This window comes from Azohydromonas sp., assembly GCF_035325925.1.
In the GTDB taxonomy this organism is placed as follows: Bacteria; Pseudomonadota; Gammaproteobacteria; order Burkholderiales; family Burkholderiaceae_C; genus Calidifontimicrobium.
Genome location: NZ_DAOKZA010000022.1, coordinates 39,233 through 56,403 on the forward strand (window position 1 = coordinate 39,233; position 17,171 = coordinate 56,403).

The window sequence follows — 17,171 nt, forward strand, 5'->3', positions numbered from 1 at the left end:
TTCGTTCAGCGCGGCACGGCGCCGCCGGCGAGCAGCGCCCGGGCCTGCGCGAGCCAGGCCTTCAGCGTCGCGGCGTGCGCCGGGCCGACGCGCAACAGCACCTTCTGACCCGCGGCCAGGTCCTCGAGCGCCGGGTCGGCGAACTCGTAGCGCACCCAGGGGCGCGTCGACGCGATCGGGCCCCGGACCTCGGTCAGGTGCACCGGCAGCGGCACCGGCGCCTCTGGCGTCGCCAGCAGCAGGTCGATCACGTCGACGACGCGGTCGTTGAAGGCACGCCCGGGGTAGCCGAGATACTCGTAGGCAGCCTGCAGCTGCGGGTACAGGCGCAGGTACAGCGCCACCGCGCGCACCGGATCGACACTGGCGACCAGCCGCACGAAGGCGTCGTAGCGCGCCGCGTTGGCGGCACCGACGATGTTGCGACCGTCGACCACGACGGTGTCGAAGCGCCCCGGCGTGGGCACCACCGGCCAACGCTCGGCAGGCGCGTGCGCGCGGCCGAGGTTGTCGACGGTGGCGGCGACGCGGCGGGCGAAGTCGTCGGTGTGCACGAAGCGCAGCACCGCCTCGCGGCCGACCAGCGCCGCCAGCAGCGACTCGAGCGTCGGTGGCTGCGCCGCCTCGACGGGTTCGTCGCCCGCCACCGCGACCGCATCGATCGGGTAGCGAACCGCCGACGCCGTCGGTGCCGCCGCCGGCGCGACCTCGGCCACCGGTGCCGGCTCGGCCGGCGCCGGTGCAGCGGTCGGCCGCAGCCACCACCACGCGCCGACCGCCAGCGCCGCCGCGCCGATCGCCAGTGCCGCCCAGGTGCTGCGTGTGTTCATCGTCGGCCCCTCCTGCACGCCGCGGCCGCCGAAGTCGACGGCCCCCGCGCGCTACGTCGTCATCGGGTGCGACGCTGCGGCGCCGGGCGGGTTCCCCAGGGTTGTCCCGCGCCGGCTCGCGACACGCTCACGGCAGCAGCACGCTCGAGCCGGTGGTGCGGCGCGCCTCGAGGTCGCGGTGCGCGAGCGCGACGTCGGCCAGCGGGTAGCGCTGGTCGATGCGGATCTTCACCTGCCCCGACAGCACCATCGAGAACAGGTCGTCGGCCATCGCCTGCGTGCGCTCGCGCGTCGCGATGTGCGTGAACAGCGTCTGCCGCGTCACGTACAGCGAGCCCTTGGCGGCCAGCGTGCCGACCTGCAGCGGCGGCACCGGCCCCGACGCGTTGCCGAACGCGGCGAGCAGGCCGAACGGCGCGAGGCACTCGAGCGAGCGCTCGAAGGTGTCCTTGCCCACCGAGTCGTAGACCACCTTCACGCCGCGCCCGCCGGTGATCTCGCGCACCCGCGCGACGAAGTCCTCGGTGTTGTAGTTGATCGCGTGCGCCGCGCCGTGCTCGCGCGCCAGCGCGCACTTGGCGTCGCTGCCGGCGGTGGCGATCAGATCCAGCCCCAGCGCCCTGGCCCACTGACACGCGATCAGCCCGACCCCGCCGGCGGCGGCGTGGAAAACGATCGCATCGCCCGGCTGCAATCCGCCCTGCGGCAGCGTGCGCTTGAGCAGGTACTGCACGGTCAGGCCCTTGAGCATCATCGCCGCGGCGGTCTCGAAGTCGATGCCTTCGGGAAGCCTGACGACGTTCATCGCCGGCATCACGCGGCACTCGCTGTACGCGCCCGGGGGCATGCCGGCGTACGCGGCGCGGTCGCCGGGCGCCAGGTGCGTCACGCCGTCGCCGACCGCCTCGACGACGCCGGCGGCCTCCATGCCCAGCGTCAGCGGCAGCGCGTTGGCATACAGGCCGATGCGCTGGTAGACGTCGATGAAGTTCAGCCCGCAGGCATGGTGGCGGATGCGGATCTGCCCCGGGCCGGGTTCGCCCACCGGCCGCTCGACGAGGCGCATCTCGTCGGGGCCGCCGTACTTGTCGATCATCACGCACTTGCTCAGGGTCTCGGCCATCGCTTGCTCCGGGTGGGTGTCAGGGTGGGTCTCGGTCGAAGCGGCGCAGGTTAGCGCATCCCCGTGCGACGCCGCCGGCGGCGCACCATCGCCCCGTACAGGCCGGCATTGACGAGCGCCAGCAACGCGGCCAGCACCCACTGCGCCTCGCGCGTGAGCCCGGCCGGGTAGACCAGCGCTGCCAGGTAGTGCTCGACGAAGCCGCCGACGTAGCCCTGCTCGCCGGCCGCGCGGCGCAACGCGACCTCGAGCGGCGTCAGCGGACACAACCCGCCGCTGGCCTCGACCCACAGGCCCCAGGCCAGCGCCGGCAGGTGCAGCCACGCGAGGCGTGGCCAGCGCCACACGGCGAGCGCCCCGGCGGCGACCCAGACGACGAACAGCGCGTGCAGCGCGAGCACCACGTCGGCGAGAATGCCTTCGATCATGACCAAGCGATGTTCCCACGCGCGATGCAGCGGGTGACGCGCGCGCCGAACCTGGCGGTGGCCACGCTGTGGGCCGATCTGCTGCGCCACGCCGGCATCGACGCCAGCGTGCAGCGCGCCTGGGCCGGCAGCATCGCCGGCGAGATCCCGCCCGATCAGGCGCTGCCCGAGGTCTGGGTCGATCGCGACGACCAGCTCGCGGCGGCGCGTGCACTGCTCGACGGCCTGCGCCACGCCCCGCAGCGCGACTGGCTGTGCCGCGCCTGCGGCGAGCGTGTCCAGGGTGCGTTCGAGCAGTGCTGGAACTGCGGCGCGATGATGCCGTGCTGAGCCGGCGCATCGCACCGTTGCCATGCGCCTGACGCCCCGGCTCGCCGCCCTGCTCACGCTGCCGCCGCTGCTGTGGGCCAGCAACGCGGTCGTCGGCCGGCTGATGGTCGGCCACGTGCCGCCGCTGACGCTCAACGCGCTGCGCTGGATCGTCGTGTTCGTGCTGCTGCTTCCGCTGGGCTGGCGTGCGATCGCCGGCGCGGCGGCGCGGCGCGCCGTGGCGCAACGCTGGCGCGAGCTGGCGCTGCTCGGGCTGCTCGGCATGGGCAGCTACAACGCGCTGCAGTACGCGGCGCTGGTGACGTCGACGCCGCTGAACGTCACGCTGATCGCCGCCAGCACGCCGGTGTGGATGCTCGCCGTCGGCGCGCTGTGCTACGGCGAGCGCGCCTCTCGGCGCGCGCTGTTCGGTGCGGCACTGTCGCTGCTCGGCGTCGCGGTGGTGCTCGCGCGCGGCGAGCCGGCGCGGCTGGTGCAGGTGCGCTTCGTCGCCGGCGACCTGTGGATGCTGCTGGCCGTCGTCGCCTGGGCCTTCTACTCCTGGCGGCTCGCCCGCCCCGGCCCGCTGATGCGCGCCGACACGCGGCCGGCATGGAACTGGGCCGAGTTCCTGCTGGTGCAGGCGGTGTTCGGCGTGCTGTGGGCCGGCGCCTTCGGCGTGGGCGAAGCGCTGGCGGTGCCGCAGGCGTCGGTGCAGTGGTCGCTGCCGGTGGTGATGGCGGTGCTGTACGTCGCGCTGGGGCCGTCGATCGTCGCGTACTACTGCTGGGGCCGCGGCGTCGGCGCGGTCGGGCCCGCGGTGGCGGCGTTCTTCGCCAACCTCGCGCCGCTGTTCGCCGCGCTGATGCAAGGCGCGCTGCTGCACGAGTCGCCACGCCCGTACCACGCGCTGGCGTTCGGCCTGATCATCGCCGGCATCGTGGTCTCGACGCGACGCAAGCAGGCCCCGCGATGAACCCGGCCCCAGGCACCGACGAGCTGGCCGACTTCGCGCTGGCGCTGATCGGCAGCCGCTTCTCGGTCTCGCCGAAGCGGCTGCACGCGCCCGGACCCAGCGCCGAACAGCTGCGCCGCATCGTCGAGGCGGCAGGCACCGCGCCCGACCACCGCGAACTGCGCCCGTGGCGGCTGCTGCGCATCGCCGCGGCGCAGCGCGATGCGCTGGCCGACCTGTTCGAGGCCGCGCTGCTCGAACGCGACCCGGCCGCCGGCGAAGCCGAACGCGCCGAGGCGCGCGTCAAGGCGCACCGCGCGCCCGAGCTGCTGCTCGCCGTGGCGAAACTGCAGCCGCCGCACGACGACGTCGTCGAGCACGAACGCTACGTCACCCTCGGTGCGGCGCTGATGGCGCTGCTGCTGACCGCGCACGCGATGGGCTTCGCCGGCATGCTCACCAGCGGCCGCGCGCTGCGCAGCGGCGCGTTCGCCCGCGGGCTCGGCCTGGCCGACGACGAGCGCCCGGTGTGCTTCGTGTCGCTGGGCACCGCCAGCGAGGTGCGCCGCCACCCGCGCACCGCCGCCGACCAGTGGCTCGCCGACTGGGCACCGCGGCGCGCCGCGCCCTGATGTCGCGGCGCCTGCGGCGCGGTCAGTCCCGTTGCAGCCGGTCCTTGACGACGACCCAGCCGTTGTCCTGGGTCTCGATGTGGCCGCGTTCCTCGAGGTCCTTCATCACGCGGCTGACCATCTCGCGCGACGCGCCGACGACCTTGGCCAGGTCCTGGCGCGAGACCTTGCTGCGGATGATCAGCACGCCCTTGTCGTCCTCGGCCATGTCGAGCAGCGCGCGCGCGACGCGCCCGTACACGTCGAGCAGCGCCAGCGATTCGATCTGCCGATCGGCGGCGCGCAGCCGCGCGACCAACCCGCGCAGGATCGCGTACGCCAGACTCGCGGTCTCGGGCAGGCAGCGGGCGAACTCGTTGCGCCCGAGCACCAGCATGTCGGTCTGCACTTCGGCGCGCACCGTGGCCGAGTGCGGCTCGTTGTCGATCAGGCTCATCTCGCCGACGTAGTCGCCGGCCTGCAGCACCGCGAGGATCACCTCGCGGCCGCGCGAGTCCGAGGTCAGCACGCGTGCGCGGCCGTTGAGCAGGATGAACAACGCATTGCTCTTGCGCCCCTGCTCGACGACGATCTCGCCGCGGCGGAAGCGCCGCTTGACCACGCTGTCGGCGATCGTCTGCGCCTGGTCGTTGGTCAGCATCGAAAACAACGGCACGCGGCGGATCAGGTCGAGATTCGACAGCATCGACATCAGCGGTTCCTCCTGGTTGTGCGTCGGCCGGTGCCGGTCGACGGGCACCCGCGCTATCGACGCGCGCCAAGTGCCTAGAATTTCACTATTGTGCCGATTGCAGCGCCGGGCGGCACCCTGTGGCAACCCCATGTCATCATCGGCGTGGGGCCTGCACCACGCCGTCGCGCGGCCCGCGCGCTCCTTCCCGAGACTCCTGTCCCCCTCTTCGCGATGACCACTGCCCCCACCCACGCCCAGGTCCTGATCCTCGGCTCCGGCCCTGCCGGCTACACCGCGGCGATCTATGCTGCCCGCGCGAACCTGCAACCGCTGCTGGTCACCGGCATGGCCCAGGGCGGCCAGTTGATGACGACCACCGACGTCGACAACTGGCCCGCCGACGTGGCCGGCGTGCAGGGGCCGGACCTGATGCAGCGCTTCCAGCAGCACGCCGAGCGCTTCGACACGAAGATCGTGTTCGACCACGTCAACGAGGTCGACCTGTCGCAGCGGCCGTTCCGCCTGAAGGGCGACTCGGGCAGCTACTCCTGCGACGCGCTGATCGTGGCCACCGGCGCCAGTGCGAAGTACCTGGGCCTGCCCAGCGAGCAGGCGTTCATGGGCCGCGGGGTCAGCGGCTGTGCCACCTGCGACGGCTTCTTCTATCGCGGCGAGGAGGTGTGCGTCGTCGGCGGCGGCAACACCGCGGTCGAGGAGGCGCTGTACCTGTCGAACATCGCGACCAAGGTGCACCTGATCCACCGCCGCGACAAGTTCCGCGCCGAGCCGATCATGGTCGACAAGCTGATGGACAAGGTGACCGCGGGCAAGATCGAGCTGCACCTGTTCCACACGCTCGACGAGGTGCTCGGCGACGCCAGTGGCGTGACCGGCGTGCGGCTGAAGTCCGCGCAGGACGGCAGCACGCGCCAGCTCGCGCTCAAGGGGTGCTTCATCGCCATCGGCCACAGCCCGAACACCGACATCTTCAAGGGCCAGCTCGAGATGAAGGACGGCTACATCGTCACCCGGTCCGGCCTCGCCGGGATGGCGACGATGACCAGCGTGCCCGGCGTGTTCGCCGCCGGCGACGTGCAGGACCACGTCTACCGGCAGGCGATCACCAGCGCCGGCACCGGCTGCATGGCGGCGCTCGACGCGCAGCGTTTCCTCGAGCAGCAGCAGGGCTGACCGCAGCAGTCGCCCCCGGGCGCCGACGGTGCCAGCGCGCGTCGAACCTGGCTATAATTTGCGGCTTTGCTGAATCCCACGGAGAAGCGTCATGGCACGCGTCTGTCAAGTCACGGGCAAGCGCCCGATGGTCGGGAACCACGTGTCCCACGCCAACAACAAGACCAAGCGCCGGTTCCTGCCCAACCTGCAGTACCGCCGGTTCTGGCTCGAAACCGAGAACCGCTGGGTGCGCCTGCGCGTGAGCAACGCGGCGCTGCGGCTGATCGACAAGGTCGGCATCGACCAGGTCGTCGCCGACCTGCGGGCCAAGGGCGAACTCTGAACTAGGAGACCGAGATGGCGACCAAAGGCGGACGCGACAAGATCAAGCTGGAATCGACGGCCGGCACCGGGCACTTCTACACGACGAGCAAAAACAAGAAGACCACGCCGGAGAAGCTCGAGTTCATGAAGTTCGACCCGAAGGCGCGCAAGCACGTGCTGTACAAGGAAACCAAGCTGAAGTGACCCGGCCGCGCTGGCCGGATCACACCACGAGAAGGGCCCGTATCGCGGGCCCTTTTTCTTCTCACGGCGCCGGGCGGAGGCGGCATGCGTCGCCCGCCCACGCGATCAGGCGTGCGCCGCGGCGCGCAGCCTCAGCGAGAATTCCTGCAGCGCGGCGATGCCGCTGTCCTCGGCCTTGCGGCACCAGGCCTGCAGATCGGCGACGAGCTGCTCGGCCGAGACGTTGGTGCGCGTCCACAGCTGGCGCAGCTCCTCGCGCATCGCCACCAGCTTGGCCAGCTGCGGGCTGCCGCTGACGGCCTGCGCCAGCTGCGGCTTCACCGGGCTGGGGATCTTGTCGGCGTCGCGGTGCAGCCAGCGCTTGGCCAGCACGAGCTGGGCCAGGCGCGAGCTGTTGTGCGCGCCCTGCGCCTGCAGGTGCGCGATCTCGGCATGCACGGCGCGCCGCATCTCGGCCGCGTAGGTCGCCATCACCTCGTAGCGGTTGGCGATGATCGCCTCCAGCGTGCGGCTGTCGGCCACCGGTTTGACCTCGCCCAGCGCGAGCTTCGGCGCCGTCTTGCGCACCCTGGCCCAGCCGAGCATCTCGAGCACGCGGATGTAGCCCCAGCCGATGTCGAACTCGAACGGCTTGACCGAGAACTTGGCCGACGTCGGGTAGGTGTGGTGGTTGTTGTGCAACTCCTCGCCGCCGATGATCAGGCCCCACGGCGAGACGTTGGTCGACGCGTCGGGCGCCTCGAAGTTGCGGTAGCCCCAGTAGTGGCCGATGCCGTTGACCACGCCTGCGGCCCAGAACGGGATCCACACCATCTGCACCGCCCACACCGTGGCGCCGGCGGCGCCGAACAACAGCAGGTCGATGATCAGCATCAGGCCCACGCCCTGCCAGCTGTAGCGCGAGTACAGGTTGCGCTCGAGCCAGTCGTCGGGCACGCCGTGGCTGTACTTGGCCAGCGTCTCGGCGTTCTTCGCCTCGGCGCGGTACAGCTCGGCGCCCTCGCGCATCACGGTGCCCAGGCCGCGCGTCTGCGGGCTGTGCGGGTCTTCGTCGGTCTCGCACTTCGCGTGGTGCTTGCGGTGGATCGCGACCCACTCCCGGGTCACCATGCCGGTGGTCAGCCACAGCCAGAAGCGGAAGAAGTGCGACGGAACCGGCCCCAGCTCGAGCGCACGGTGCGCCTGCGCGCGGTGCAGGAAGATCGTCACCGACGCGATCGTGACGTGCGTCACCGCCAGCGTGAAGACGACGATCTGCCACCACGACGCGTCGAGCAGGCCGCGGGCGAGCCAGTCCACCAGCGAGCTCCACAGCACGGAAAGTTCATTCATCTCGGGATTCAGCCTCCCCGGCTGCAAACCGCCGGGATCGCGCGATTTTAGTCGACCACCCCCGCCGGCGCCGGTGGAAACCCCGTATGGCGCACCAGCACGGTGCGCGCCGGTTCAGGGCCGCTGCCAGACCGCCGCGAAGAAGCCGTCGGTGCCGTGCCGGTGCGGCCACAGCCGAAGCCGCCCGGCGGGTGCCAGCGACGCGGCGTCGGCCACCCCGGCATGCTGGAGCACTGCCGCCGCGTCGAGCGGACGCCAGCGCGGGTGGTCGGCGCCGAACGCGTCGGCCACCGCTTCGTTCTCGGCCTCAAGCAGGCTGCAGGTGGCGTACACGAGGCGTCCGCCCGGCGCCAGCAGCCGCGCCGCCGCGTCGAGCACCGCGCGCTGCGTCGCGACCAGCGCCTCGACGGTGTGCGGCGTGTGGCGCCACTTCAGGTCGGGGTTGCGGCGCAGCGTGCCCAGCCCCGAGCAGGGGGCGTCGACAAGCACGCGGCCGACCTTGCCCTCCAGCCGTTGCACGCGCTCGTCGCGCTCGTGCGCGATGGTCATCGGGTAGACGTGGTCGATGCCGGCGCGCTGCAGCCGCGGCTGCAGCGCCGCCAGGCGCGAAGCCGAAACGTCGAACGCGTACAGCCGGCCGTTGCCGCGCATCATCGCGCCGAGCGCCAGCGTCTTGCCACCGGCGCCGGCGCAGAAGTCGACCACCGTCTCGCCGCGCCGTGCCCCGCTGAGCAGCGCCAGCAACTGGCTGCCCTCGTCCTGCACCTCGACTTCGCCGCGCTGCAGCGCCGCGACACCGCGCAACGACGGCTTGCCCTGCACGCGCAGTCCCCACGGCGAGTACGGCGTCGGCTCGGTCGTGATGCCGGCGTCGGCCAGCGCGGCGCGCGCGGCTTCGCGGCGCGCCTTCAGCACGTTGACGCGCAGGTCCAGCGGCGCCGGCGCCAGCAGCGCACGCGCCAGCGCCCAAAACTCGTCGTCGGCGAGTTGCGCGCGCAGCGCCGCGGCGAGCCAGTCGGGCAGGTGGTGGCGCAGCGTGTCGGGCAGCGTCTCGACGTCGCAGGCGCGCGCGGCATCGAGCCACGCGCGCTCGCCGGCGTCCAGGCTGCGCGCGAGCGCGTCGGTGTCGCCCGCCCAGGCCAGCGCGGCGATGCGGCGCTCGACGGCGCCAGGCGCGTCGCGCGCGAGGTGGCGCCAAAGCGGCAGGCGGCGCAGCGCGGCGAACACGGTGTCGGCGAGCAGTTGGCGCTCGCGTGGACCGAGCCCCGGTTGGCGCCGCACGTAGGCGGCGACGACGGCGTCGGCGGCGGCGTCGAAGCGCAGCACCTCGCGCAGCAGCGCCTGCGCGTGGTCGAGCAGCGAACGGGCGCGCGCGGCAGGCATCGTCGACCGCGACCGGGCCGGCGCGGTCCGATCAGCCGGGCACGCCGGCGAAGCGCCACTGCGGCGCCCCGTCGGCGTGGCGCACGATGCCGCCGTCGATGCGCAGCGCACCCTCGACGAACCAGCGCACCGCCAGCGGGTAGATCACGTGCTCCTGCGCGAGCACGCGTGCCGCCAGCGTCGCCTCGGTGTCGTCGGCGAGCACCGGCACCGCGGCCTGGATCACGATCGGGCCGTGGTCGAGCTCGGCGGTGACGAAGTGCACCGTCGCACCGGCGAGCTTGCAGCCGGCATCGAGAGCGCGGCGGTGCGTGTGCAGCCCGGTGAACGCCGGCAACAGCGACGGGTGCACGTTGAGCATGCGCCCGGCGTGGCGTTGCACGAACGCGGCGTCGAGGATGCGCATGAAGCCGGCGAGCAGCAACAGATCGGGCGCACGCGCGTCGACGGTGGCCGCGAGTGCGGCGTCGAACTCGGCGCGCGAGGCGAAGCGGGCGCGGTCGACCACCTCGGTGGCGATGCCGTGCTCGCGCGCGAAACGAAGCCCGGCCGCGTCGTCGCGGTCGCTGATCACCGCCACGACCTGCGCCGGCCAGCGCTGCACGCGGCCCGCGTCGACGATGGCCCGCAGGTTCGAACCCCGGCCGGAGATCAGGACCACGATGCGCGTCACCGCGGCAGTGTAGCCAGCCGAGCGCCGGCGCCCGCGCGATGGCCGCCGCCTAGAATCGCGCGCATGAAAGCCCGCGTCCTCTCCGGCATGCGCCCCACCGGCGCGCTGCACCTCGGCCACTACCATGGCGCCCTGAAGAACTGGGTGCGCCTGCAGGACGAGTACGACTGCTACTACTTCGTCGCGGACTGGCACGCGCTGACCACGCACTACGAGGAGCGCGACGTGCTGGAGAAGCACGTCTACGAGATGGTGATCGACTGGATCGCGGCCGGGCTCGACCCCGAGCGCTGCACGATCTTCATCCAGAGCCGCCTGCCCGAGCACGCCGAGCTGTTCACCCTGCTCGCGATGGGCACGCCGCTGGGCTGGCTCGAGCGCGTGCCGACCTACAAGGACCAGATCGACAAGCTCAAGGACCGCGACCTCGCCACCTACGGCTTCCTCGGCTACCCGCTGCTGCAGGCCGCCGACATCCTGATCTACAAGGCCGCCTACGTGCCGGTCGGCGAGGACCAGGCGTCGCACGTCGAACTCACGCGCGAGGTGGCGCGCCGCTTCAACCACCTGTACGGCCGCGTGCCCGGCTTCGACGACAAGGTCGCCGCCGCGCTCGCGCGGCTGGGCAAGGACGACGCGCGCTACTTCGACAAGCAGCGCAAGGCCTACGGCGAGACCGGCAGCGCAGACGCGCTGGCCAAGGGCGAGGCCGTGGTGCGCAGGGCCGTCGGCGCCGTCGCCGGCTGGAGCGACGACGACACTGAGTTGCTGCTCGGTCACCTGCGCGGCAGCGGCAGGACCATCCTGCCCGAGCCGCACGCGCTGCACACCGAGGTGCTGCGCCTGCCCGGCCTCGACGGCACGAAGATGAGCAAGAGCTACGGCAACGCGGTGCTGATGCGCGACGAGCCGGCGGTGGTCGAGAAGAAGATCCGCGGCATGACCACCGACCCGGCGCGCGTGCGCCGCACCGACCCGGGCAACCCCGAGCGCTGCCCGGTGTGGCAGTTCCACAAGCTCTACAGCGACGAGGCGACGCGCAACTGGGTCGTCGAGGGCTGCACCAGCGCCGGCATCGGCTGCCTCGAGTGCAAGCAGCCGGTGATCGACGCGATCGTCAGGGAGCAGCAGCCATGGCGCGAACGCGCCGCGCCCTACCTCGCCAACCCGAAGCAGGTGCACTGGGTCGTCGAAGTCGGCACCGAGCGGGCGCGCACCGTCGCCAGACGCACGATGAAGGACGTGCGCGAGGCAATGGGGCTGAACTACTGAACTGCTGAAGCGCGCGTCGGGCGACCCCGACGCACTCGGCGGCCACCGCACGCCGAGCTTGGCGATGAGGATCGGGCGGCGTTGGCCGTTCGAGCGAGGCGGCTTCCTGCAAGACGCCTGGCCGCGACGTCGCCCCGACGCGCCTGACGCACACTCGGGGTTCCGACCCGTCCGACGCATCGACCCGCCCATGCCCACCCGCGCGCTGCCCGCCCAGGAACTCGTCCGCCGCTGCGACCCGGCGTTCCTCGACGCCGCCGAGCCGGCCGCGCCCGATGACGCGCAGCGCATCGTCGGCCAGGAACGCGCGCGCGCCGCGGTCGAGTTCGGCATCGCGACGCGGCACGACGGCTTCCACCTGTTCGTGATGGGCCCGCCCGGATCGGGGCGGCGCAGCCTGGCGCGGCGCGTGATCGCCGGCGTCGCGGCGAACGACGCGCGCCGGCGCAGCGACTGGGTTTACGTCAACAACTTCGAGCGCGCGCACCAGCCGATCGCGCTCGAACTTCCCGCGGCCCAGGGCACACAACTGTGCGCCGACATGAAGGCGCTGGTGGCCGACCTGCGCACGCTGATCGCCGCGGTGTTCGAGTCCGAGGAGTACGCGACGCAGGTCGAGCGCATCAACCACGAGTTCAAGGACCGTGCCGAGCAGGCGCTGCGCGAGGTCGCGCAGGAGGCGCAGCGGCGCGACCTGGCGATGATCCGCACGCCGGTCGGGTTCACGTTCGCACCGCAGAAGGACGGCGAGGTGATGTCGCCCGAGGTCTTCGAGGCGCTGCCCGAGGACCGCCGCGCCGAGCTGCAGAAGGCGGTCAGCGAGCTGCAGGACCAGCTGCTGCGCATGCTGCGCGCGCACATGCGCATGCGCAAGGAACACGCCGACCGCGTGCGCGCGCTCGACCGCTCGATGACCTTGCTGGCCGTCGAGCACGCCGTCGACGACATCAAGGCCCGCTACGCCGCCCTGCCGCGCGTATGCGCCTACCTCGACGCGGTGCGCGCCGACGTGATCGACAACGCGAACGACTTCCGCACCCGCGACGACGACGAAGGCAGCGGCACACGCCCCGAGCGCCAGGCCGAACTCGCGCGCTACGAGGTGAACCTGGTGCTCGACGCCGGCGCCAGCGACGGGGCCCCGATCGTCGAGGCCGACCTGCCGTCGTACCAGCACCTGGTCGGCCGGGTCGACCACATCGCGCGCTTCGGCGCACTGCTCACCGACTTCCGCATGATCAAGGGCGGGCTGCTGCACCGTGCCAACGGCGGCTACCTGCTGATCGACGCGGTGAAGCTGCTGCAGCAGCCGTTCGCCTGGGCCGCGCTCAAGCGCGCTTTGCTGCGCCGCGAGATCCGGCTCGAGTCGCTGGCCGAGATGTTCAGCGTGGTCTCGACGGTTCAGCTCGAGCCCGAGCCGATCCCGCTGCAGGTGAAGGTGGTGCTGGTCGGCGAGCGCTGGGTGTGCCAGCTGCTGCAGGCCGTCGACCCCGAGTTCGACGAGCTGTTCCGCGTGCTCGCCGACCTCGGCGACGACATGCCGCGCGGCGCCGACACCGAGCGCGCGCTGGCGCGCATGCTCGCGGTGCACCTGCAGTCGCGGCAGCTGCTCGAGCCCAGCGGCGCCGCTCTGGCGCGGCTGATCGACCACGGCGTGCGGCTGGCCGGTGACGCGACGCGCATCACGGCGCAGGTGCGCCGGCTGCTCGACGTGCTGCTCGAGGCCGAGCACGGCGCGCGCGCACGCGGCGAGGCGCGCATCGAGGCGCAGGACGTCGCCGCGGCGATCGCCGCGCGGCGCGAGCGGGTGGCGCGCGTGCACGAGCGCGTGCACGACGCGGTGCAGCGCGACATCCTGATGATCGCCACCACCGGCGAGCGTGTCGGCCAGGTCAACGGCCTGTCGGTGTACGAGATCGGCAACGAGAGCTTCGGCCGCGTCACGCGCATCAGCGCCACCTCGAGGCTCGGCGACGGGCAGGTGATCGACGTGCAGCGCGAGACCCAGCTCGGCGGCCCGCTGCACGCCAAGGGGGTGATGATCCTGTCGTCGTTCCTCGCGGCGCGCTACTCGCGGTTGCAGCCGTACGCGATCGCCGCCAGCCTGGTGTTCGAGCAGACCTACGGCCTGGTCGAGGGCGACAGCGCGTCGCTCGGCGAACTCGTCGCCCTGCTGTCGTCGATCGCCGACGTGCCGGTGCGCCAGTGCTGGGCGGTCACCGGATCGGTCAACCAGTTTGGCGACGTGCAGGCGATCGGCGGCGTCAACGAGAAGGTCGAGGGCTTCTTCGACGTGTGCGCCGCGCGCGGGCTCGACGGCACGCAAGGCGTGCTGATCCCCGAGGCCAACGTGTCGCACCTGATGCTGCGCGACGACGTCGTCGACGCGGTGGCCGCCGGGCGCTTCGCGGTGCACGCGGTGCGCAGCGTCGACGACGCGCTCGAACGCATGACCGGGCTGCCAGCCGGCGACCCCGGCCTGGCGCAGGCCGACACGGTCAACGGGCGCATCGCGCTGCGGCTGCGCGAGTACGCGCGGCTGCGCCGCGGCGAGCCCCGCGTGACGCGCCGCCGCGCGCCGGGGATGCTGCGTCGCGTCGTCGACGACGGAGGCCGCACGTGAGCGCCGAGGCCCGCCCGCAGTTGCTCACGCTGCTCGACGACGCCGCGCTCGCAAGGCACGTGATCGAGGTGTCGACGGCGCTCGCGCAGGTGCTGCGGCGCCCGCTGGAGGTGGTCTACGTCGAGAGCGTGCCGGCGCTGATCGCCGCTTCGCTGCCGTTCACGCAGGTGCTCGCCGAAGGCGGCGCACAGTGGCACCGGCTCGAGCCGGTCGACGTCGAGCTCGGCTACCGCGCGCAGGCCGAGCGGCTGCGCGCGCTGACCGAGCGCATCACGCTGCGCCACGCCGTGCACTGGTCGATGCGCGTGGTTCGCGGCGCGCTGCCGCGCGCCGCATTCGAACTGCATGCGCAGTCCGACCTGGTGCTCGTCGGCACGGCGTCGCCGGCGCTGGCGCCACCGCGCCGTGCCACCGCGCGACCGGTGATCGTCGCGGTCACGGACGACAGCGAAGCCGGCCGGCGCAGCAAGCAGGTCGGTCGCGAGGCCGCGCAGGCGCTGGGCGGCACGCTGGTCGTGCGCCACGCCGCATCCGGCCGCACGAGCGACACCGTCACGGCAGCGCGCTGCGACTTGCTCGTGCTGCCGCGGGCGCTGGCCACCCCAGCGATGCTGGCCACCTTGCCGCAGCCGGCGTTGCTGGTGGGATGAAGGTCGCGCCGGTGCGCCCATCGCGGCGCGGCGCCAACGAGCCAACGAGCCAACTAAATCAGGGCCCCGCGGGGCCCTGATTTCGATCCTTCACTTGGGGTGGCTGATGGGATACAAAACGGCGACCTAAGCTGTTGATCTCATTGGGAAAAGCGCCGAGGAAAACTGACTTGTTCCCCCGTCTGTTCCCCTTGTCCGCATGGGACGTCTTGAGACCATCAGCAACGACATTCTGGCGGTCCTGCCCGTCGCCCGCAACGTCGCGATGCTTATCCGTCCTTCAACGCGGAAAGGTAGGCGGTGGCAACCTCTGCGCAGTGCTCCATGCTCGGCTGATACCCGGTCGCAGCGATCGCCTCGAAGGTCGCCACAAACCCGGCCCCGGGTTGCCAGATCTGCTCCAGGAACCTGTCCCGGTGCCGCACAAGGAAAGGCGCGGCTGCCGCCAGCGCATCCGGCTCCCGCTCGACCACCATGGCGAGGTCGAACAGATCGCGCGCCGTCGCACGGTCCCCGCGGTGGTACATCTTCTTGGCGATCACCTCCGCAGCCGTCTCGACGCGCACCGGCCGCCCCTGGATCTCCCACCGCTCCCAGGCCGCGTCGGTGAGGTTCGGTGCGGCCACGAAGTCGATCTCGCCTTCCTCGAACTGCAGCTTGACGAACGAGCCCGGCATCTCCGTGTACTCCTCGGTCAGCGATGCCGCCGTGTCGCTGAGTCGGGGCGTCACGTAGCCGAGGTACTGCGGATCCGGCACGAAGATGTCGATGTCCTTGCTGAGGCGGTGTCCGTACCTGAACATCAGGACGGTCCCGCCTCCGAAGGTCCAGAACGGGTCCGCAAGCCCCCCATGGCGCTGGATGTCGTCGACCAGCTGCAGCGCTCGCGGGAACAGCACTTCCCAGGGGCCAGACGGCAGCGACCTCATTGCACGCTCATCACGCCCAGAGGCCCTGCCGGTGCACGGCCAGTGACCTGGCGAGCTTCGCGACGTTGCGCCACACAGCCTTGGGGGCCACGCCCTCGTTCGCGGCGGCTTCCTCCACGGCCATCACCACCAAGGGCACCGGCGCCTCGTCCAGCAGGTGCGTCAGGTGGGCCGCGTAGCCCTTCGGTACGCTGCCGCTGACCAGCGCGTGACCGAGCGTGTCGGGCGGCACCTCCTGGACGTAGCTCACGCTGGCGTTCTTCGCCGCCATCCACAGTCCCCGCTTCCGGGCGCGCGCTGCCTGGCTGGGCGGATCGAGGTCCAGCCCCAGCACGGCCAGCACCTGGGCGACCCGGTTGAATCCCAGATCGCTCAGCGCGCCCGCTTCCAGGCCGACCAGCGTCTGCCGCGAAAGCCCGCTCAGCTGCGCGAGCCGGGACTGCGTCAGTCCCAGCGCCTCGCGCCGCTCGCGGATGATGGTGCCCAGGTTGGAGAGGTCCACAGCTTGGCCTGAAGCCTTGTCAAATATTTTGGACATTCTAGCGCCTCCGGACCGCACCCGCCAGGCGCTCGCCAGCGGCGCCGCAGGCCGCTCGCTGCCCACAGCCGTGACAAACGTGCTCGCTGTCGGGCCACTGCGGGAGCTCGATTCCATCGATCAGTCGACGGCGCCTCGCTGCAACGGCTTCGATTTGCTCCCGCGACATCAAGCGGACCACTCGTGCGGCCGGCGGCGCTGAGTGCCGGCCAGGGAAGAGGACGAACGCCTCGTCAGACACTCGAACACGGAGTTCGTCCTCAACGGCCACCCGCTGCGCCGAGAGCTGGATGACATCCGGCGTTCTCACCGCTGGGGCCGACCGCGTCTTCAGTTCGACCAGCACGACCACACCGGTCGGCAGCCGATAGGCCCTGTCCACCCTCGCCACGATGGGCCAGCGGCTCTTCGACCTGAACTGCGCCTCCACGCAGATCAATTCGGCGTCCCGCAGAGCGGCCGGTCGGTCCCTCCACTCTGCAACGCGTGCGCGGTGACGCCGGAACAGGTGCCACGCGACTGCCAAGGCGACAGCCAGGAGCAGCACCCACGGCCACATCGGCTCGAACCTCATGGTCGACGCCTTGCCGACCATCGCCGCCAGCCATGCGCCACGAAACCCAGGATCCACCTAGTCAACCCTAGCAGTGGCGGGCAGTGCTGCAGAACTGTGCAAAGGCGGGGCCCGGCCGCATAGTAGGCCGCCACCAGGCGTCGCCCCCAAGGCCGCGGCCTCAGGACCGTGTCCCTGAAGTCGCGCAGCGAATCGGTCTGCCAGGCGTCTCCGAAGACCATCGTCGCGATGAAGCACCTCTCCCCTGATCGTCGAGCCGAACCGCCACCTGGCGCTGAGGCGCGCCGCCCCTGCAGTTCGAAACGCGCATGGGCAGCGATACCCCTGCGGCGGGCCTCTTCCTGCGATGGGCTTCGACGCGGCCCGTGGACGGATTCGAGAACCACCAGGCGTTCACACCGTCCCATCTTCGCCAGCTCGGACGCCCCAACAGCGCCGTCACCGCGCCGTGCCTTCCCGGTCTTCATTCCGTGATCGCCGGCTGGAACACGCCGTTCGTCACCGCAGCGGCCTGCTGCACGTCAGGCTCCTTCGGGACCTTGATCG

At 71.7% G+C, this 17,171-nt stretch carries 20 protein-coding genes; 10 read left to right on the forward strand and 10 right to left on the reverse strand.

The window, feature by feature from the left end; all coding sequences use genetic code 11:
- Positions 1-5 precede the first annotated feature (5 nt).
- From PKC53_RS10210 to PKC53_RS10220, 3 genes are all read right to left on the reverse strand, one after another.
- Positions 6-830 (reverse strand): DUF3014 domain-containing protein, encoded by an 825-nt coding sequence (locus PKC53_RS10210; RefSeq protein WP_324428370.1) that lies wholly within the window; start codon positions 828-830, stop codon positions 6-8.
- Positions 831-957: 127 nt separating this feature from the next.
- Positions 958-1,941 carry a quinone oxidoreductase gene (locus PKC53_RS10215; RefSeq protein ID WP_324428387.1) on the reverse strand — a complete coding sequence of 328 codons (984 nt, stop codon included), beginning with the start codon at positions 1,939-1,941 and terminating at the stop codon, positions 958-960.
- Between the two features lie 62 nt (positions 1,942-2,003).
- Positions 2,004-2,381, reverse strand: a complete 378-nt coding sequence (locus tag PKC53_RS10220; protein WP_324428371.1) for a DUF2784 domain-containing protein — start codon at positions 2,379-2,381, stop codon at positions 2,004-2,006.
- A 24-nt stretch (positions 2,382-2,405) separates the two neighbouring features.
- Here PKC53_RS10220 and PKC53_RS10225 point away from each other — a divergent pair, with 24 nt between their 5' ends.
- Genes PKC53_RS10225 through PKC53_RS10235 form a run of 3 tightly spaced genes read left to right on the forward strand, consistent with a single transcriptional unit; the run spans position 2,406 to position 4,277 of the window.
- Positions 2,406-2,711 carry a DUF2007 domain-containing protein gene (locus PKC53_RS10225; RefSeq protein ID WP_324428388.1) on the forward strand — a complete coding sequence of 102 codons (306 nt, stop codon included), beginning with the start codon at positions 2,406-2,408 and terminating at the stop codon, positions 2,709-2,711.
- Positions 2,712-2,733: 22 nt separating this feature from the next.
- Positions 2,734-3,666, forward strand: a complete 933-nt coding sequence (locus PKC53_RS10230; RefSeq protein ID WP_324428372.1) for a DMT family transporter — start codon at positions 2,734-2,736, stop codon at positions 3,664-3,666.
- The gene (locus tag PKC53_RS10235; RefSeq protein ID WP_324428373.1) at positions 3,663-4,277 is read left to right on the forward strand and encodes a nitroreductase family protein; all 615 of its coding nucleotides are present in this window, start codon (positions 3,663-3,665) and stop codon (positions 4,275-4,277) included. The genes PKC53_RS10230 and PKC53_RS10235 overlap by 4 nt, the downstream gene beginning before the upstream one ends.
- Before the next feature lie 22 nt (positions 4,278-4,299).
- Here the strand turns inward: PKC53_RS10235 and PKC53_RS10240 are convergent, their stop codons facing one another.
- Positions 4,300-4,968: a Crp/Fnr family transcriptional regulator gene (locus PKC53_RS10240; RefSeq protein ID WP_324428374.1), complete on the reverse strand. Its 669-nt coding sequence runs from the start codon at positions 4,966-4,968 to the stop codon at positions 4,300-4,302.
- 213 nt (positions 4,969-5,181) lie between these two features.
- On the opposite strand from PKC53_RS10240, the gene trxB reads away from it, so the two are divergent.
- From trxB to rpmG, 3 genes are all read left to right on the forward strand, one after another.
- Positions 5,182-6,141, forward strand: coding sequence for a thioredoxin-disulfide reductase (gene trxB / locus PKC53_RS10245; RefSeq protein WP_324428375.1), 960 nt, complete (start codon positions 5,182-5,184; stop codon positions 6,139-6,141).
- A gap of 91 nt (positions 6,142-6,232) precedes the next feature.
- On the forward strand, positions 6,233-6,466 hold the full coding sequence (gene rpmB / locus PKC53_RS10250) for a 50S ribosomal protein L28 (protein ID WP_324428376.1): 234 nt from the start codon (positions 6,233-6,235) through the stop codon (positions 6,464-6,466).
- A 14-nt stretch (positions 6,467-6,480) separates the two neighbouring features.
- Positions 6,481-6,651 carry a 50S ribosomal protein L33 gene (gene rpmG / locus PKC53_RS10255; protein WP_119288412.1) on the forward strand — a complete coding sequence of 57 codons (171 nt, stop codon included), beginning with the start codon at positions 6,481-6,483 and terminating at the stop codon, positions 6,649-6,651.
- 105 nt (positions 6,652-6,756) lie between these two features.
- Here rpmG and PKC53_RS10260 read toward each other — a convergent pair whose 3' ends face one another.
- The 3 genes from PKC53_RS10260 to purN all read right to left on the reverse strand — a co-directional run bounded on the left by PKC53_RS10260 (position 6,757) and on the right by purN (position 10,039).
- Entirely contained in the window at positions 6,757-7,983 is a 1,227-nt protein-coding gene (locus PKC53_RS10260; protein ID WP_324428377.1) for an acyl-CoA desaturase, read from the reverse strand.
- Between the two features lie 114 nt (positions 7,984-8,097).
- Entirely contained in the window at positions 8,098-9,366 is a 1,269-nt protein-coding gene (locus PKC53_RS10265) for an RsmB/NOP family class I SAM-dependent RNA methyltransferase (RefSeq protein ID WP_324428378.1), read from the reverse strand.
- 31 nt (positions 9,367-9,397) lie between these two features.
- Complete coding sequence (purN, locus tag PKC53_RS10270; RefSeq protein ID WP_324428379.1) at positions 9,398-10,039, reverse strand: phosphoribosylglycinamide formyltransferase; 642 nt, start codon at positions 10,037-10,039, stop codon at positions 9,398-9,400.
- A 63-nt stretch (positions 10,040-10,102) separates the two neighbouring features.
- On the opposite strand from purN, the gene PKC53_RS10275 reads away from it, so the two are divergent.
- The 3 genes from PKC53_RS10275 to PKC53_RS10285 all read left to right on the forward strand — a co-directional run bounded on the left by PKC53_RS10275 (position 10,103) and on the right by PKC53_RS10285 (position 14,584).
- Positions 10,103-11,311 (forward strand): tryptophan--tRNA ligase, encoded by a 1,209-nt coding sequence (locus tag PKC53_RS10275; RefSeq protein WP_324428380.1) that lies wholly within the window; start codon positions 10,103-10,105, stop codon positions 11,309-11,311.
- Positions 11,312-11,501: 190 nt separating this feature from the next.
- Positions 11,502-13,934 (forward strand): AAA family ATPase, encoded by a 2,433-nt coding sequence (locus PKC53_RS10280; protein ID WP_324428381.1) that lies wholly within the window; start codon positions 11,502-11,504, stop codon positions 13,932-13,934.
- Positions 13,931-14,584, forward strand: a complete 654-nt coding sequence (locus PKC53_RS10285) for a hypothetical protein (RefSeq protein ID WP_324428382.1) — start codon at positions 13,931-13,933, stop codon at positions 14,582-14,584. The genes PKC53_RS10280 and PKC53_RS10285 overlap by 4 nt, the downstream gene beginning before the upstream one ends.
- Positions 14,585-14,853: 269 nt before the next feature.
- Here the strand turns inward: PKC53_RS10285 and PKC53_RS10290 are convergent, their stop codons facing one another.
- From PKC53_RS10290 to PKC53_RS10300, 3 genes are all read right to left on the reverse strand, one after another.
- Positions 14,854-15,513 carry a nucleotidyl transferase AbiEii/AbiGii toxin family protein gene (locus PKC53_RS10290; protein ID WP_324428383.1) on the reverse strand — a complete coding sequence of 220 codons (660 nt, stop codon included), beginning with the start codon at positions 15,511-15,513 and terminating at the stop codon, positions 14,854-14,856.
- A gap of 10 nt (positions 15,514-15,523) precedes the next feature.
- Complete coding sequence (locus tag PKC53_RS10295) at positions 15,524-16,051, reverse strand: helix-turn-helix transcriptional regulator (protein ID WP_324428384.1); 528 nt, start codon at positions 16,049-16,051, stop codon at positions 15,524-15,526.
- Between the two features lie 570 nt (positions 16,052-16,621).
- Positions 16,622-17,032, reverse strand: a complete 411-nt coding sequence (locus PKC53_RS10300) for a CFI-box-CTERM domain-containing protein (protein WP_324428389.1) — start codon at positions 17,030-17,032, stop codon at positions 16,622-16,624.
- On the opposite strand from PKC53_RS10300, the gene PKC53_RS10305 reads away from it, so the two are divergent.
- Positions 16,934-17,171 (forward strand): hypothetical protein (locus PKC53_RS10305; protein ID WP_324428390.1); only part of this gene is annotated, 238 nt, incomplete at its 3' end. The two genes, PKC53_RS10300 and PKC53_RS10305, sit on opposite strands and share 99 nt — an antisense overlap.

What these genes read in the sequence shown, in the direction of transcription:
- PKC53_RS10210 (WP_324428370.1), bottom strand. Translation starts at nt 830, where the DNA reads ATGAACACACGCAGCACCTGGGCGGCACTGGCGATCGGCGCGGCGGCG.
- PKC53_RS10220 (WP_324428371.1), bottom strand. Translation starts at nt 2,381, where the DNA reads ATGATCGAAGGCATTCTCGCCGACGTGGTGCTCGCGCTGCACGCGCTG.
- PKC53_RS10225 (WP_324428388.1), top strand. Translation starts at nt 2,406, where the DNA reads ATGCAGCGGGTGACGCGCGCGCCGAACCTGGCGGTGGCCACGCTGTGG.
- PKC53_RS10230 (WP_324428372.1), top strand. Translation starts at nt 2,734, where the DNA reads ATGCGCCTGACGCCCCGGCTCGCCGCCCTGCTCACGCTGCCGCCGCTG.
- PKC53_RS10235 (WP_324428373.1), top strand. Translation starts at nt 3,663, where the DNA reads ATGAACCCGGCCCCAGGCACCGACGAGCTGGCCGACTTCGCGCTGGCG.
- PKC53_RS10240 (WP_324428374.1), bottom strand. Translation starts at nt 4,968, where the DNA reads ATGTCGATGCTGTCGAATCTCGACCTGATCCGCCGCGTGCCGTTGTTT.
- trxB (WP_324428375.1), top strand. Translation starts at nt 5,182, where the DNA reads ATGACCACTGCCCCCACCCACGCCCAGGTCCTGATCCTCGGCTCCGGC.
- rpmB (WP_324428376.1), top strand. Translation starts at nt 6,233, where the DNA reads ATGGCACGCGTCTGTCAAGTCACGGGCAAGCGCCCGATGGTCGGGAAC.
- rpmG (WP_119288412.1), top strand. Translation starts at nt 6,481, where the DNA reads ATGGCGACCAAAGGCGGACGCGACAAGATCAAGCTGGAATCGACGGCC.
- PKC53_RS10260 (WP_324428377.1), bottom strand. Translation starts at nt 7,983, where the DNA reads ATGAATGAACTTTCCGTGCTGTGGAGCTCGCTGGTGGACTGGCTCGCC.
- PKC53_RS10265 (WP_324428378.1), bottom strand. Translation starts at nt 9,366, where the DNA reads ATGCCTGCCGCGCGCGCCCGTTCGCTGCTCGACCACGCGCAGGCGCTG.
- PKC53_RS10275 (WP_324428380.1), top strand. Translation starts at nt 10,103, where the DNA reads ATGAAAGCCCGCGTCCTCTCCGGCATGCGCCCCACCGGCGCGCTGCAC.
- PKC53_RS10280 (WP_324428381.1), top strand. Translation starts at nt 11,502, where the DNA reads ATGCCCACCCGCGCGCTGCCCGCCCAGGAACTCGTCCGCCGCTGCGAC.
- PKC53_RS10290 (WP_324428383.1), bottom strand. Translation starts at nt 15,513, where the DNA reads ATGAGGTCGCTGCCGTCTGGCCCCTGGGAAGTGCTGTTCCCGCGAGCG.
- PKC53_RS10295 (WP_324428384.1), bottom strand. Translation starts at nt 16,051, where the DNA reads ATGTCCAAAATATTTGACAAGGCTTCAGGCCAAGCTGTGGACCTCTCC.
- PKC53_RS10300 (WP_324428389.1), bottom strand. Translation starts at nt 17,032, where the DNA reads ATGGGACGGTGTGAACGCCTGGTGGTTCTCGAATCCGTCCACGGGCCG.